At 71.7% G+C, this 14,530-nt stretch carries 12 protein-coding genes and 1 pseudogene; 3 read left to right on the plus strand and 10 right to left on the minus strand.

Annotation, left to right across the window (positions count from 1 at the left end; all coding sequences use genetic code 11):
- Positions 1-214: 214 nt before the first annotated feature.
- The 5 genes and pseudogenes from AC07DC_RS07915 to pdhA all read right to left on the minus strand — a co-directional run bounded on the left by AC07DC_RS07915 (position 215) and on the right by pdhA (position 6,441).
- On the minus strand, positions 215-1,786 hold the full coding sequence (locus AC07DC_RS07915; protein WP_478912984.1) for a molybdopterin molybdotransferase MoeA: 1,572 nt from the start codon (positions 1,784-1,786) through the stop codon (positions 215-217).
- Positions 1,783-2,741: pseudogene (locus AC07DC_RS07920) on the minus strand (NTP transferase domain-containing protein). The gene AC07DC_RS07915 and the pseudogene AC07DC_RS07920 overlap by 4 nt, the downstream one beginning before the upstream one ends.
- Positions 2,742-2,822: 81 nt before the next feature.
- On the minus strand, positions 2,823-4,259 hold the full coding sequence (locus AC07DC_RS07925; RefSeq protein WP_478912986.1) for a dihydrolipoamide acetyltransferase family protein: 1,437 nt from the start codon (positions 4,257-4,259) through the stop codon (positions 2,823-2,825).
- Complete coding sequence (locus tag AC07DC_RS07930) at positions 4,259-5,278, minus strand: alpha-ketoacid dehydrogenase subunit beta (protein WP_478912988.1); 1,020 nt, start codon at positions 5,276-5,278, stop codon at positions 4,259-4,261. Before AC07DC_RS07930 ends, AC07DC_RS07925 begins: the two co-directional genes overlap by 1 nt.
- Complete coding sequence (gene pdhA, locus AC07DC_RS07935) at positions 5,275-6,441, minus strand: pyruvate dehydrogenase (acetyl-transferring) E1 component subunit alpha (protein WP_478912990.1); 1,167 nt, start codon at positions 6,439-6,441, stop codon at positions 5,275-5,277. Before pdhA ends, AC07DC_RS07930 begins: the two co-directional genes overlap by 4 nt.
- A gap of 161 nt (positions 6,442-6,602) precedes the next feature.
- On the opposite strand from pdhA, the gene AC07DC_RS07940 reads away from it, so the two are divergent.
- Entirely contained in the window at positions 6,603-7,085 is a 483-nt protein-coding gene (locus AC07DC_RS07940; RefSeq protein ID WP_478912992.1) for an Lrp/AsnC family transcriptional regulator, read from the plus strand.
- A 64-nt stretch (positions 7,086-7,149) separates the two neighbouring features.
- On the opposite strand, the gene AC07DC_RS07945 is transcribed toward AC07DC_RS07940, so the two are convergent.
- The 3 genes from AC07DC_RS07945 to AC07DC_RS07955 are packed head-to-tail and all read right to left on the minus strand — an operon-like array spanning position 7,150 to position 9,591.
- A complete protein-coding gene (locus AC07DC_RS07945; RefSeq protein ID WP_478912994.1) occupies positions 7,150-7,419 on the minus strand; it encodes a hypothetical protein in 270 nt (89 codons plus the stop codon).
- 58 nt (positions 7,420-7,477) lie between these two features.
- The gene (locus tag AC07DC_RS07950) at positions 7,478-8,080 is read right to left on the minus strand and encodes a TetR/AcrR family transcriptional regulator (RefSeq protein ID WP_478912996.1); all 603 of its coding nucleotides are present in this window, start codon (positions 8,078-8,080) and stop codon (positions 7,478-7,480) included.
- Positions 8,081-8,088: 8 nt separating this feature from the next.
- On the minus strand, positions 8,089-9,591 hold the full coding sequence (locus tag AC07DC_RS07955; protein ID WP_478912998.1) for a 3-hydroxyacyl-CoA dehydrogenase: 1,503 nt from the start codon (positions 9,589-9,591) through the stop codon (positions 8,089-8,091).
- 121 nt (positions 9,592-9,712) lie between these two features.
- Here AC07DC_RS07955 and paaN point away from each other — a divergent pair, with 121 nt between their 5' ends.
- Both paaN and AC07DC_RS07965 read left to right on the plus strand, forming a co-directional pair.
- The gene (gene paaN / locus AC07DC_RS07960) at positions 9,713-11,389 is read left to right on the plus strand and encodes a phenylacetic acid degradation protein PaaN (RefSeq protein WP_478914063.1); all 1,677 of its coding nucleotides are present in this window, start codon (positions 9,713-9,715) and stop codon (positions 11,387-11,389) included.
- Positions 11,390-11,523: 134 nt separating this feature from the next.
- Positions 11,524-12,297: a TrmH family RNA methyltransferase gene (locus AC07DC_RS07965; RefSeq protein ID WP_478913000.1), complete on the plus strand. Its 774-nt coding sequence runs from the start codon at positions 11,524-11,526 to the stop codon at positions 12,295-12,297.
- A 28-nt stretch (positions 12,298-12,325) separates the two neighbouring features.
- On the opposite strand, the gene AC07DC_RS07970 is transcribed toward AC07DC_RS07965, so the two are convergent.
- Together AC07DC_RS07970 and AC07DC_RS07975 are read right to left on the minus strand one after the other, a co-directional pair.
- A complete protein-coding gene (locus AC07DC_RS07970; protein WP_478913001.1) occupies positions 12,326-13,687 on the minus strand; it encodes an HTTM domain-containing protein in 1,362 nt (453 codons plus the stop codon).
- On the minus strand, positions 13,684-14,493 hold the full coding sequence (locus tag AC07DC_RS07975) for a DUF5819 family protein (RefSeq protein ID WP_478913002.1): 810 nt from the start codon (positions 14,491-14,493) through the stop codon (positions 13,684-13,686). Before AC07DC_RS07975 ends, AC07DC_RS07970 begins: the two co-directional genes overlap by 4 nt.
- Positions 14,494-14,530 lie beyond the last annotated feature (37 nt).

Below are 14,530 nucleotides of genomic sequence, written 5' to 3' on the forward strand. Positions count from 1 at the left end.
TGGGGTTCGGCGCCGCTGTCCGCCCGGCCCGCGGCAGCGTCGTGGCGGGGCAGCTTCAACGGACTTCACCTCGTGGTTCTCGTGCGGCTCGCACTGTCGGTGGCTCTGGTGATGCCTCTGCCCTCGGTGATGCCCCGCCGCCGCCTGCCGCCGCGCGGACGCCGGCCGACTCCATTGGAACTGGTGGAGCCGGTGATCGTGTCCGGGGCGGGAATCAGCAACCGGCGGTCCCCCAGGCCAGATCCAGCACGGCCGTCTCCTGTCCGGCGGCCGCGCCGCCGGGCGGAATGACCGCCAGTCCGTCCGCGCCGGCCAGGCCCCGCAACATGGCCGGGCCGTGGAAGTGCAGCGGGACGACGGCCGATTCGTCGTCGAAGACCACCGGCACCAGCCGGGTGTCGGTGGGATGGCCGGGCACATCCGCGGTGAGCGCCGCGGTGTACGGGGCCGGGACCGGACGGCCCGCGAGCGAGCGCAGCAGCGGGGCGACGAGGGTGACGACACCGGAGACCGCCGCCAGCGGATTGCCCGGCAGCCCGACGAGGTGCCCGCCCCCGGGGAGTTCGGCCAGCAGCATGGGATGGCCGGGGCGCACGGCGACTCCGTCGACGAGCAGCTTCGCGCCCATCGAATGCAGGACGGGGTGGACGTGATCGACCGGACCGCTTGCCGTCCCACCTGTGGTGATCAGCAGGTCGGCGGTGGTTTCACCGACCGCGATCGCGAGGGCGTCGACCTCGTCGACCACGCGCCGCGTACCGATCACGTCGGCGCCGAGCGCCTCCAGCCACGGCGCCAGCATCGGGCCGAGGGCGTCCCGGACGAATCCGGCGTGGGGGAGTCCGTGGTCGAGCAGCTCGTCACCGAGAACCAGCACTTCCACCCGGGGGCGCGTGGTGACGCGCAGCTCGTCGTAACCGGCCGCCGCCGCGAGACCGAGCACCGCCGGGGTGACGACGACGCCGGGGGAGAGCAGTTCTTCTCCCCCTCGGCACTCCTGGGCGCGCGGGCGTACGTCCTGGCCGGGGGTGGGCGCGCCATGGGTGGCATGCAGCAGCTCGCCGTCGGTACGGCGTTCGGTACGGCCGTGCTCGCGACGGATGATCGCGGTGGCGCCGGGCGGGAGGGCCGCGCCGGTCGCGATGGCGATGGCATGGCCGTCGAGCAGCGCCACACCGGGCCGCTGGCCCGCGAGGAGCTGCCGGGTCTCCAGCACCCAGGGGCCCGGGCCGGCCACGGCCCAGCCGTCCATCGCCGAGGTGTCGAAGGACGGCAGATCGGTCAGCGCGGTGAGCGGGGCGGCGAGCGCGTGGCCGAGCGCTCCGGCGAGCGGCCGGCTGACGGCGGGCAGCCGCCGGCCCGCGGCGCGCGCGGTCCTGCGGGCCTCGGGCCAGGTGAGGTCGTGATGCCGGTGCCGGGGCGCGGACTTGGGGGCGGGTTCGGGGGCGGCGGATTCCGCGCTGCCGGTGTCGAGCCCTGCGGTGGCAAGGGGATCGAGGCTGGGGTTGCGGTCGGAGTTGTGGTCGGAGTGACGACCCGGGTGGAGGTTGGGGCCGTCGCCGGGGTTGGGGCCGGCGCCCTGGTTCGGCCCGCCGTCCGCGCTGCTACCCGGGCCACCGGGCCCGCCAGGTCCAGCGGGCCCGCCTGTTCCGCCCGGTCGTTCGCTGCCGTACCCGGCCGCGTACGCGTTGGCGGTCCTCCCCTCGTTGGCGAGCATCAGGGCTTCGCCCGTCGCGTTGAGCGCGGCCGCCTCCTGGTCCGCGGGCCCCGACGTCCGGCCCGTCATCCGGCCGGGCTCCCTGCCTCGGACGGCCCGGGATCGCTGCCCCCGGCGGTCACGCCGGGTTTGGCGGCCGCGTCGGCCGCGTCGGCCTCGGCGGACCAGCGTTCGGCGAGTTCGGCCGCCTTGCGGGCGGCGTTGCGCACTTCCTCGGGGCCGCCACCGGACTGGGCGGCGGCATAGCCGACCAGGAAGGTGGTCAGCGGTGCGGCGGGGCGGGCGACACCATGCGCGGCATCACGGGCGAGGTCGAGGAGGACTGCGGTGTCGACCTCGAGCTCGATCCCCAGTTCGGCCTTGGCTGCGGCGATCCATTCATCCAACACACGCCCATGGTCCCCGATGCCGGGCCCATCGCCGCGCAGGCTCACCCCTGTTCCAGTCGCGCCCGTGCGGCGGCGACATCGTCCCAGGTGTCGCAGTCGAAGGAATCCGAGCCCGAAGGGTCCGGCAGCCGGTACAGCCGGAGCTCCTCGGTGAGCAGTCGCAACGGCAGCCCGACGAGCGTGCCGTGCTCGGTGGCGATCAGCGCCAGCCCCCGGCGCAGCGCCTCCGTACGGTAGGCCGCGGCCAGCGGCTGGTCCCGGCCGGACGGGTCGGTCAGCACGACCCCGTCCACGTCCTCCTCCCGCCGCAGCGCCTCCCGCAGCGCGTCCGCCGTCGTCCGCGTCAGGAAGGGCATGTCGGCGGCGAACACCAGAACCGTGTCCGTGCCGGCCCGCACCAGACCCGCGGCGAGGGCGGGCAGCGGTCCGCCGCCCGGTGGATCCTCCCGGGCCCACAGGACCGGCCGCCCGGTGGGCCTGCGCGGACCGACGACCACCGTGGCGACGGCGCCCTCGCAGGCCTCCAGCACCCGGTCGAGCAGCGGCCGCCCCGCGACTTCCAGCCCCGGCTTGTCCGCTCCGCCCAGGCGCCTGGCGGCGCCGCCCGCCAGCACCACGGCGTCATGTGCACTCATACCGCGCAGTATGCCGTGAGGCCAGCCCCGGCGGTCGTGCGTGGTCCTGCACGCTCCTGCCGTCGCCGGGCCTCACCTCGCTCAGACCGCGGCGAGCAGCACCGCCGGCTGTTCCACGCAGTCGGCGACGAAGCGCAGGAAGCCGCCCGCCGTACCGCCGTCACACACCCGGTGATCGAAGGTGAACGACAGCTGGACGACCTGCCGAACGGCCAGTTCCCCCTGGTGGACCCAGGCTTTGGCGGCTATTCGGCCGACTCCGAGCATCGCGGCCTCGGGGTGGTTGATGATCGGCGTCGAGCCGTCGACACCGAACACTCCGTAGTTGTTGAGGGTGAAGGTGCCGCCGGTGAGATCCGCGGGCGTGAGGCGGCCGGTTCGGGCGGCCTCGGTGAGGCGGACGATCTCCGCCGCCAGACCTGTGGTCGTCCGCGCCTGCGCGTCCCTGACGACCGGGACCATCAGCCCGCGTTCCGTCTGCGCGGCAAAGCCGAGGTGCACGGCGGGCAGCCGCACGATCTCGTTCCGCTCGGTGTCGACGGTGGCGTTGAGCTCCGGATACCGCGCCAGCGCCGCCGTACAGATGCGTGCGAGCAGCGCGAGCACGGACACCTTCGGGCCGCCGCCCGCGTTCATGGCTGCCCTGGCCGCGAGCAATTCCGTGGCGTCGGCGTCCACCCAGCACGTGGCGTCGGGTATTTCCCGGCGGCTGCGGCTGAGCTTCTCGGCCACCGCTCCCCGGATTCCGCGCAACGGCACACGCTCCCCCGCCACGGCGGCGGCCGGACCGGCCGTGGGAACGGTCGCTGTGGCCGGTGCTGTCGCGACCGGCGCCGATGCCGTGCCGGCGCTCGCCGCGGCCACCGCCCGTTCCACGTCCGCGCGCAGGATCAGCCCGTCCGGTCCCGAACCGGTCAGCGACCGCAGGTCGAGCCGGTGCTCACGCGCGATCCGCCGCACCAGCGGCGAAATGACCGCCACGGGACCCTCGACGGACGAGGGTGCGGCCACGGATGCGGGGGCGGGTGCTGCTTGGGATGCCGCCGGGGGAGCCGGTGCAGCCACCGGAGCGGCCGCCACGACGGATACCGGCGTCAGGTCCTGAGCCGCCATCGGCCGGACCCTGCGACGCCGCGCGCCCGGCGCGGCCGTGCCGTAGCCGACGAGGACGTTCCCGGACCCCTCACCGGCACCACCGGCAGCGGCAGCGCCACCACTGGCGGCACCGCCGGAAGTACCGGAGTTTCCGCCGGAGGCTTCGGAGTTCACCGCGGATCCGACCGCCACCGTGATCAGGGGACGGCCCACGGCCAGCGATTCGCCTTCCGCGCCATACAGGGCGGTGACGACGCCCCCGTAGGGGCACGGGACTTCGACCACGGCCTTGGCCGTCTCGACCTCGACGACCGGCTGGTCGATGGCGACGACCTCGCCGACCTGCACCAGCCAGCGGACGATCTCCGCCTCGGTCAGCCCTTCGCCCAGGTCGGGGAGGGTGAACTCCTTCACGACGGCCATCAGTGCGCCTCCCACTGGAGCCGGCCGACCGCATCCAGGATCCGGTCCACGCTGGGCAGATGGTGCCGTTCCAGCATCGGCGGCGGGTACGGGATGTCGAAGCCCGCGACGCGCAGCACCGGTGCTTCGAGGTGGTGGAAGCAACGCTCGGTGACCCGCGCCGCGATCTCCGCTCCGGCGCCGCCGAATCCGGCGGACTCGTGCACGACGACGGCCCGACCCGTCCTGCGCACCGCTGCCGCGACCGTCTCGTCGTCGAAGGGCACCAGGCTGCGCAGGTCGAGGACTTCGAGGTCCCAGCCTTCTTCGCGGGCCGCTTCAGCGGCTTCGAGGCATACCGGCAGGGAGGGGCCGTAGGTGATGAGGGTGGCGCTGCGCCCCGGGCGCCGCACGACAGCGCGCCCTATCGGCTCCACCGCCGCCGGTTCGTCGGCGTTCCAGTCGTCCTTCGACCAGTAGAGCCGCTTCGGCTCCAGGAAGACCACCGGATCGTCCGAGGCGATGGCGGCCCGCAGCAGCCCGTACGCGTCCCCGACCGTCGCCGGGGTGACCACGTGCAGGCCGGGGGTGTGCAGGTAGTACGCCTCGGAGGAGTCGCTGTGGTGCTCCACACCGCCGATGCCGCCGCCGTAGGGCACCCGGATCGTGATCGGCAGCGGCAATGCCCCGCGGGTGCGGTTGCGCATCTTGGCCACGTGGCTGATCAGCTGCTCGAAGGAGGGATAGGCGAAGGCGTCGAACTGCATCTCGACGACCGGCCGCAGCCCGTACATCGCCATGCCGACCGCGGTGCCGAGGATTCCCGCCTCGGCGAGCGGGGTGTCCGTACAGCGGGTCTCGCCGAACTCCTTCGTGAGGCCGTCCGTGATCCGGAAGACGCCGCCGAGAGCGCCGACGTCCTCACCGAGTACGTGGACGGCCGGATCCTCGGCCATGGCGTCCCGCAGCGCCCGGTTGAGCGCCTGCGCCATGGTGGCGGGCTTGCGCGCGGTGGCGGCGGGGGCGGTCGCGGTGCTCATGAACCGGCTCCGGCATGTTCGGTGTGATCGGTGTGTCCGCCGTCGAGCTCTGCGTCGAGCTCGGCGCGCAGCATGGCCGCCTGCTCCCGCAGCTGGGGGGTCGGCTCGGCGTAGACGTGGGTGAAGAGGTCCATCGGGTCCAGCAGCGGTTCCGCGTTCATCCGGTCGCGCAGGTCCGCGGCCATCTTCTCGGCGGCTTCCTCGGCGACGTGCCTCATCGTGTCGTCGAGCAGTCCGCGCGCGGTCAACTCCCGCTCCAACAAGGTGATCGGGTCGTGCTCGCGCCAGGCCTCGACCTCGGAGTCCTCCCGGTAGCGGGTGGCGTCGTCGGCGTTGGTGTGCGCTTCCATGCGGTAGGTGACCGCCTCGACGAGGGTCGGTCCACCGCCCGCGCGGGCGCGGTCGACGGCCTCGGTGAGCACCTGGTGCATGGCGGGCGCGTCGTTCCCGTCCACGAGCCGGCCGGGCATGCCGTAACCGACCGCCTTGTGGGCGAGCGACGGGGCGGCGCTCTGCTTGTCGAGCGGTACGGAGATGGCGAAGCCGTTGTTCTGCACGAGGAAGACCACCGGCGCGTTCCAGACAGCCGCGAAGTTCAGCGCCTCGTGGAAATCGCCCTCGCTGGTGCCGCCGTCGCCGACCATGGCGAGCGCGACCACGTCATCGCCCTGGAGGCGGGCGGCGTGCGCGAGGCCGACCGCGTGCGGGAGCTGGGTGGCCAGCGGGGTGCTGAGCGGTGCCACATGGTGTTCGCGCGGGTCGTAGCCGGTGTGCCAGTCACCGCGCAGCAGGGTGAGCGCCTCGACCGGGTCCACACCGCGGGCGATGACCGCGAGCGTGTCGCGGTAGCTCGGGAAGAGCCAGTCCTGGGGGCGCAGCGCCAGGGCGGCGGCGACCTCGCAGGCTTCCTGACCGGTGCTGGAGGGGTAGACCGCCAGCCGGCCCTGCCGGGTCAGCGCGGTGGCCTGCCGGTTGTACCGGCGGCCGCGCACGAGATGGCCGTAGAGCTCGGTGAGCAGCGCCGGGTCGATCTTGGCAGCGGCGGGGGTGCCCAGCAGCCGGAACGGTTCCGTCTCGGGCAGCAGCGGCGTGGCGTCGATGGGGGGGCGCTGGGGTCCCCCATGCCTGTGGCCAGGGGCGGGTTTCTGGTCCATGACGGTCATCGCGAGCACCTCCTCGTAGGTTGGAGGACGGATCGCGTCCTCCCAACCGATTGTTCGGTTGTCGGAGGCATTTTGGCCACAGGTACGTTCAGCCTGTGGACAAACGGTTCTGCACAGCCTGGAATGGAGCCAGTACGTCCATGGTAGGGAGGTCCGGGGGCATGCCGCGAGAACAGATGGCCGAGCCCGATCCGCAGAGTCGTCCCCTCGATCCCATCGACCGGACGATTCTGCGGCTGCTGCAGGAGGACGGACGCGCCTCGATCCGTTCTGTGGCCGAGCGCGTGCACGTTTCGCGGGCGAACGCCTACGCCCGGATCAACCGCCTCATCGAGGACGGCGTCATCCGCGGATTCACCGCCCGGGTGGACCACGAACGCGCCGGGCAGGGCGCGTCGGCCTACATCACCCTCAAGATCGTTCAGAACTCCTGGCGGACGGTCCGGGAAACACTTCTCACTCTTCCGGGCGTAGCCCATATTGCCCTGGTAAGCGGAGATTTCGATGTATTGATGCTGGTGCACACCGCGGACAACCGCAGCCTCCGCGAGCTCGTGCTGACCCGCATCCAGGCCATCCCGGAGGTCCTCAGCAGCCGGACGCTGCTGGTCTTCGAGGAGACGGATCTCGTGGTCGGCGACTGAGCCGGCCGGGTTCCCCCCGGCCGGCCCGTCGAACGCCTTGCCTCGCCCGCCCGCAGCGCTTCTCTCAGCCGCCGTACTTCTTCAGGAAAGCGGTGACCTTCGCCCAGTTCTCGGCGTCGTCTAGCATCGACACTCCGTGGTGACTCCCGGTCACGATGTACAGCGAGTTCTCCTTGGCCTTCGCCGAGGCCTTGCTGAGCGCCTTGGTGGACTCCGCGAACTCGGTGTCCCTGCCCCCGTCGTCACCGCAGGCCGTCAGCAACAGGGGGAGCGCGGTGGCCAGAGCCGTGGCGGCGATCACGCGGAAGGTCCGGGTGCGTCCAGCTGAGTACATGGCTGGATGGTGTCGGCGGCCCCACTCACGGGTCAATGGTCTGGACCTCACGGTTCGGCTACGTGCGCAGTCCCTCGAAGGCCAGCCGTACTGCGGCGTCCGCGACGTGTTCCCCGTCGATCGCGCCCTTGGCGTCGGGCCGGTACCACTCCACGATGGAGTTGATCATGCCGAAGAGCAGCCGCGTCGCCAGCCGGATGTCCATGTCGGAGCGGAGATCACCCTCGCTCGCGGCGGCCTTCAGCAGGTCGGACACCCGCTGGTCGAACTCGCGCCGCCGCTCCATCGCCCAGCGTTCGGTACTGGTGTTCCCGCGCACCCGCAGCAGCAGGGTGACGTAGGGCAGCTCCTCCATGAGCACCTCGGCGGTACGCCGGGTGACGTACTCCAACCGCTCGATCGCCCGCCCCTGCCGCGCCTGCGGCTCCTCCAGAATGCCGAACAGGCCGTCCAGGGCCCGCCCCACGGCGCGGTGGAGCAGCTCCTCCTTGCCGCGCACATGGTGGTAGATCGAGGACTTGGAGATTCCGGCGGCGCGGGAGAGATCCTCCATTGAGGTGCCGTCGTAGCCGCGCTCGTTGAACACCTCGACGGCGACGGCGAGCAGCGTGTCGGGGGTGTACGTGTCCCGTTTGACGCGGGGACTGGGGGGCTCGGCCATGGTCACGATTAGAACAGCTTCCCCTCGGCGGCCGTACGGCGGCGCAGCAGCTGCGACGGGGCGTAGCGGCCACCGGGGCACGCATCGTGCAGCTCGGACAGGACGACGCACACCCAGTGCGCACCGAGGCGGTCGCCCCACTCCAGCGGACCGAGGGGATAGTTCACGCCCAGCCGCATCGCGGTGTCGATGTCGGCGGGCGAGGCGACCGCCTTGGCGACCGCGTCGGCGGCGAGGTCCACGAGCATCGCCACCGTGCGGGCGACGATCATGCCGGGGACGTCCTCGATCACGCTGACCTGCTTGCCCAGCGCCTGGAACAGCCCGACGGCCGCCTGAACGGCCTCGGGCCGCGCGGTGTCCCCCGGCGCCAGCGCGATCCGGGTGGCGGCCCGGTAGTCCAGGGCGAGGTCGAAGTGGATCACGCTGTCGCCACGCTCGGTGGCGTAGGAGCCGTCCGCGAGGAAGAGCCAGTCGTCGTCACCCAGGACGATGGCCCCGGAGCCCTCCTCCTCGTGGTCGACGTGGATGCCCGCCTCCTCCATGAGGGCGACGAGTTCCGCCGCCGGCCCCAGGTCGCCCAGGACCGTCACCCGCTCCGGAGCCGGCGCGGGAGCCGCCGTCGCCGGGAGCGGCCGGTCCTCGTCCCCGTGGCGGAACCAGCCGCGCCCCGACTTGCGGCCGAGCCGTCCGGATTCGACGAGGCGGCGCTGTGCGAGCGACGGCGTGAACTTGGGGTCGTGGAAGAACGACTCCCAGACGGAGCGGGTGACGGCCTCGTTCACGTCCTGGCCGATCAGGTCGGTCAGCTCGAACGGGCCCATCGCGAATCCGCCGCACTCCCGCAGGACCGCGTCGATGGTGGCGGGATCGGCGGCCCCCTCCTCGTAGAGGCGGAAGGCCTCGGCGTAGAAGGGGCGGGCGATCCGGTTGACGATGAATCCGGGGGTGTCGGTGCAGCGCACCGGGGACTTGCCCCAGGCGGCGGCGGTCGCGTACACGGTGGCCGCGGCGTCCTCGTCGGTGGTGGCGGCCGAGACGACCTCCACGAGGGGCAGGAGCGGCGCCGGATTGAAGAAGTGCAGGCCCACGAAGCGGCCGGGGCGGCGCAGGGCGCCGGCGACGGCGGTCACGGAGAGCGAGGAGGTGTTGGTGGCCAGCAGGCACGCGTCGTCGACGACGTCCTCCAGCTCGGTGAAGAGCCGCTGCTTGGCGGGGAGGTCCTCGATGATCGCCTCGATGACGAGCGCGGCGTCGGCCAGCTCGCCGAGGGAGGCGGCGGCAGTGAGCCGGGCGACGGCTGCATCACGTTCGGCCGAGTCCATCCGGCCCTTTTCAGCCAGCCGGGAGAGCCGTGCTGCGACGGCCGAAGCACCGCGCTCGGCACTGCCGGGAACGGCGTCGTAGAGCCGCACGCGATGGCCCGCGACCAGGGCGACCTGGGCGATTCCCTGGCCCATCGTGCCGGCGCCGACGACAGCGACGGTGCGGTTTCGATCAAGCGCGATCATGATGCCGACTGCTCCTCGCCAAGTTGTCCACAGGTCCGGCCGCCCTCTTGAACCGACCGAACATTCGGTTAATCTAGCGGTGTTCCCATATCCAGCCCAGCTCGACGAGGAGTTGGTCCCATTGGCCGCCGATCTCACCGCTGTCCCGTTGATCGAACGGCATCGCGGCACTCTCGACAAGGCACTCGAAGCGATCAGGACCCGTGAGTTCTGGTCGCCGTATCCCGAACACCCGAAGGCTTACGGAGACGGAGCCGACGGCAAGGGCGCGTTCGACGCGCTGCTGGGTCAGCGCTTCGTGCTCGACCAGCCGGGCACCGACGACTGGACCGGCCGCGAGACCTCGCCCTACGGGATCGAGCTCGGAATCGAGTACCCGCACCCGGACATCGAGGTGCTGCTGCCGGCGATGCGGGCAGGCATCCCCGCGTGGCGGGACGCGGGACCCGAGCTGCGGGCGATGGTGTGCCTGGAGATCCTGACGCGGATCAATGCCAGGACCAACGAGTTCGCTCACGCGGTGATGCACACCTCGGGCCAGGCCTTCACCATGGCGTTCCAGGCCGGTGGGCCCCATGCGCAGGACCGCGGCCTGGAGGCCGTGACGTACGCGTACGCCGAGCAGGTCCGTACCCCGGATTCGGCCGAATGGGTCAAACCGCAGGGCAAGCGGGACCCGTTGCGGCTGCAGAAGAACTTCACGGCCGTGCCGCGCGGCGTCGCCCTCGTGGTCGGCTGCAACACCTTCCCGACCTGGAACGGCTACCCGGGCATCTTCGCCTCCCTGGCGACCGGCAACCCGGTGCTGGTCAAGCCGCACCCGCGGGCCGTCCTGCCGCTCGCACTGACCGTCGCGGTCGCCCGTGAGGTACTGGCCGAGGCGGGCTTCGACGCCAACCTGGTCGCGCTGGCCACCGAGCGGCCCGGCGAGGGGCTGGCCAAGACGCTCGCCGTGCGGCCCGAGATCCGCATCATCGACTACACCGGCTCCACCGCCTTCGGCGACTGGCTGGAGACCAACGCCCGCCAGGCGCAGGTCTACACCGAGAAGGCCGGCGTCAACACCGTCGTCATCGACTCGACGGACAACTACAAGGGGATGCTCAGCAACCTGGCCTTCTCGCTGTCCCTGTACAGCGGCCAGATGTGCACCACCCCGCAGAACCTGCTCATCCCCCGTGACGGCATCACCACCGACGCGGGCCACCGGACGTACGACGAGGTGGTGGCCGATCTGGCCGCGTCCGTCGAAGGACTGCTCGGTGACGACGCACGGGCCAACGCCCTGCTGGGCGCGCTGGTCAACCCGGATGTGAAGACGCGACTGGAGGCGGCCCCCTCGATCGGTGAGGTGGCACTCGCCTCCCGGGCCGTCACCCACCCGGACTTCCCGGACGCCACGGTCCGCACACCGGTGCTGGTGAAGCTGGACGGTGCCAAGCCCGACGACCAGGCCGCGTATCTGACGGAGTGCTTCGGACCGGTGTCGTTCGCCGTCGCGGTCGACTCCACGGCCGACGCGGTGGAGCTGCTGCGCCGCACCGTCCGGGAGAAGGGCGCCATGACGGTCGGCGGCTACACCACCTCAACTGATGTGGAGCGGCTGCTGGAGGAGGCGTGCTGGGAGGAATGCGCCCAGCTCTCCCTGAACCTGACCGGCGGGGTCTACGTCAACCAGACCTCGGCCTTCTCCGACTTCCACGGTTCGGGCGGTAACCCGGCGGCCAACGCTGCGCTCTGCGACGGGGCATTCGTAGCCGGCCGCTTCCGCGTCATCGAGGTGCGCAGGCCCGTATAGCGCGCCTGTCCCCATCCGGCCCCGTCCCGAGTTGCCCTGTCACTCCGGACGGGGCTCCCCCGCCCGCTCAGCACCGGCTCGGCCCAGCTCAGCGCCCTGGCGGGGCAGCCCTCCCGGCGCCGTACGCTGAGGCCATGACGGAAGCGGAAGACGAGGCCGGGCGCGCGGCACGACAGTGGCGCGAGGCGGCCCCCGGCGCCGTTCTGCTCGACGGCTTCCATGCCCTCAAGCACGCACTGCGCTTCGGCGCGGAGGTGCGGATGGCACTGACCAGTGACCGGGCGGCCGCCCTCGCACTCGCCGAAGAGCTCGCGGGCGATGTCGCCGACCGGCTCGACGCGATTCTCGTCGAGGTTCCCGGGCCGGTGCTGCGTGAGCTGCTGCCGAGGATCCATCCGACAGGTGTGGCCGCGTTCGCCGCCAGGCCCGGCGCCGGCTCCAACCTCGAAGCGCTGAACGCCTCTCCCCGGCGGTCACCCGTCGTCGTCCTGGACAACCCGCGGAACCTCGGCAACATCGGGGCCGTGATCCGGCTGGCCGCCGGGTTCGGCGCGACCGGGGTGATCACCACCGGAGACATCGACCCCTGGCACCCGAACGTCGTGCGGGCGAGCGCCGGCCTGCACTTCGCCACCGCGGTCGAACGGCTGGACCTCCCGGACCTGCCGTCCGGGCCGCTCTACGTCCTGGATCCGGAGGGGACGGACATCAGGTCGACCGTGATCCCGGACGACGCGCTCCTCGCGTTCGGCTCCGAGCGGCACGGGATCTCGCCGGAGATGCGCGGGCGGGCGAGCGAACTGATCGCGGTACCCATGCGCCCGCACGTCTCCAGCTTCAACCTGGCCACCACGGTGGCGATGGCGCTCTACCACTGGCTCCCCGCACCGGGCGCCGGGCTGCTCTAGGACCGTCCGGGCCCTGTCCGGACAGACCCTAGACGCGGTAGCCGTCTCCGCCGCCGGGCTCCCCGTGTGCCAGCTGCGGCTCGGTGGCGGGCCGCCCGATCGTCGGTCCCAGCTCCCGGACCTGATCCCGGTCCTGATCCTGATCCCGGTCCCGCGGGTCGCCGCTGCGAGATTCGGTCTGGCCGCGCAGACCGCTCGGCACCAGACCGGCGATCCGGCTGCCCGCCCAGCGCAGGAAGTTCGTGGGGAGGAAGACGGCGTCGGCCGCGATCATCGCCAGGGAGAAGAACGGCAGGCCGAGCACCACCGCGATCGATGCGTGCTCGATGATCATCGCGATGAGCAGCACGTTCTTCACCCGGCGGTTGAAGAGCGTGAAGGGGAAGGCGACCTGGACGATCACCGTGCCGTAGGTGATCGCCATGACGATGAGGCCGGCGCCGGCGAGAGCGTGCGAGAGCGCGGGCCAGGGGGTGAAGTCGTCCAGGTGCAGCGGGTAGTACAGCGCGGTGCCGTCCTGCCAGCGGGAGCCCTGGATCTTGTACCAGCCCGCCGTCGCGTAGATCAGGCAGACCTCGACGACGATCACGAGCATGCCGCCGTTGTGGATGAGGTTGGCGAGGATGTCCAGCACCTTGCGGGGCTCGCCGGGCGCGTAGCGCCGCACCGCCCACCAGGCCGCCTGCGCCAGCCAGAAGCCCCAGAAAGTCACCCCCCAGAACTGGCCGAGCTTCCCCAGCAGGGTGATGAGGACGAGCGCGGCACCCAGCAAGGACCACAGGACCACGCCGGTCGCATCCAGCTCCGCCTTCGGGGTTCCGTCCTGCGTGCGGTCCCGCGTCCGGTCCTGCGCCCGCTTTTGCATGCGGTCGGCGCGTCGCTTGTCGAGGGACCAGACCTGGCCGCAGCGGGTCAGCACCAGGTAGATCGCCATCAGGTGGATGACGTTGTCGCCGCCGTCGCCCATGAAGATGCTGCGGTTCTGCAGCGACAGCACACTGATCATGAACAGCAGGGCGGACGTACGGGTCCGCCAGCCGAGCAGCAGCAGCAGGCTCGCGATGATCGCGCCCGCGTAGACCACCTCGAACCAGACCTGGCTGTCGGTCCACATCAGCACGCTGAACGCGCCGGTGCCGTTGTCGGCCATCAGCCGCTGGGCCATGTCCCAGGTCCACACGCCGTCAGGACCGTACAGCTCGGCGCGGTGCGGCAGCTCGCGCAGCAGGAAGAGCAGCCAGGTCAGCGAGAAGCCGATCCGCACGACCGCGCTCTGGTACGGCCCCACGGCGGTGGTGGTGATCCGGGCCAGACCGCGGGTCAGCCCAGTGTCGAACGTGCCGCCGAGGCCCGCGAAGGGGGAGGGCGGCAGATCCTTGCGAGCGCTCACGAGGCGTTCTCCTGTCCGGGGGTGGCCACCGACCACCAGAGCGTCTCCTGGTACTGCGTCTCGTTGTTGGCCTTCGAGTCACTCCACGAGGGCGCGGCGACCTGCACGGATGCGGAGCGGGCCTGCACGCGGACGACGTCGCCGCCGTTCAGTTTGGGGCCGAACCGGTTCTCCACGATCCGCTGCACGTACTCCTGGCTGAGCCGGCCGCGCACACCGGTGGGCGTGTTGTTGGCGCCGTGCGAGGAGGTGTAGAAGTTCCAGGCCCGGCGCAGCTCGTTCTGCCGCGTGTGGCTGGGGGCGACGGTGTGCCGGATACCGGTCAGATCGATGTCGGTGAGGTCGACCCAGCCGGTCGTCTGCAGTCCGCCGTCGGGACCGCGCACCTGGGCACGTGCCTGCACGTGGATGTTCTGCTGGAGCGGGTCGGGCGCGAAGAGCTTCCAGTTCTGTTCGAACTCGGGGTAGATGTACGAGTCGACCGTCGACTGGTACTCCTTGCTGGCCGTGTTCGACGGCGCGACGTGCAGGAACACCATGGCGAGGTGGAAGACGACGCCGACCGCGACAGCCGCCACGGCGAGCGAGACGACGATCCAGGACCCGGTGGACAGGACCGGCAGCGCCGGCGTTCCGGGGTCCGCTCCGCCGTCCGTTTCGGTGTCCGCTCCGACGTCGGCCCGGGCCTCGCCGTCCGCTCGGATTCCCGACTCGGCTCCGGCATCGGCCCGCGCCACCGGACCCGCGCCCGCTCCAGGGTCCGCGCCCGGTCCCGTCCCCGGTTCCGGCCTCTCAGGTGGCTCCATGGTCTCCCCGTTCCTCACCGCGTTCCGCTTCCGCACG

The sequence above is a fragment of the Streptomyces sp. NPDC045021 genome (genome assembly GCF_056432645.1).

What these genes read in the sequence shown, in the direction of transcription:
- AC07DC_RS07930 (WP_478912988.1), bottom strand. Translation starts at nt 5,278, where the DNA reads ATGAGCACCGCGACCGCCCCCGCCGCCACCGCGCGCAAGCCCGCCACC.
- AC07DC_RS07955 (WP_478912998.1), bottom strand. Translation starts at nt 9,591, where the DNA reads ATGATCGCGCTTGATCGAAACCGCACCGTCGCTGTCGTCGGCGCCGGC.
- AC07DC_RS07915 (WP_478912984.1), bottom strand. Translation starts at nt 1,786, where the DNA reads ATGACGGGCCGGACGTCGGGGCCCGCGGACCAGGAGGCGGCCGCGCTC.
- AC07DC_RS07940 (WP_478912992.1), top strand. Translation starts at nt 6,603, where the DNA reads ATGCCGCGAGAACAGATGGCCGAGCCCGATCCGCAGAGTCGTCCCCTC.
- AC07DC_RS07925 (WP_478912986.1), bottom strand. Translation starts at nt 4,259, where the DNA reads ATGGCCGTCGTGAAGGAGTTCACCCTCCCCGACCTGGGCGAAGGGCTG.
- AC07DC_RS07945 (WP_478912994.1), bottom strand. Translation starts at nt 7,419, where the DNA reads ATGTACTCAGCTGGACGCACCCGGACCTTCCGCGTGATCGCCGCCACG.
- AC07DC_RS07975 (WP_478913002.1), bottom strand. Translation starts at nt 14,493, where the DNA reads ATGGAGCCACCTGAGAGGCCGGAACCGGGGACGGGACCGGGCGCGGAC.
- AC07DC_RS07950 (WP_478912996.1), bottom strand. Translation starts at nt 8,080, where the DNA reads ATGGCCGAGCCCCCCAGTCCCCGCGTCAAACGGGACACGTACACCCCC.
- pdhA (WP_478912990.1), bottom strand. Translation starts at nt 6,441, where the DNA reads ATGACCGTCATGGACCAGAAACCCGCCCCTGGCCACAGGCATGGGGGA.
- AC07DC_RS07965 (WP_478913000.1), top strand. Translation starts at nt 11,524, where the DNA reads ATGACGGAAGCGGAAGACGAGGCCGGGCGCGCGGCACGACAGTGGCGC.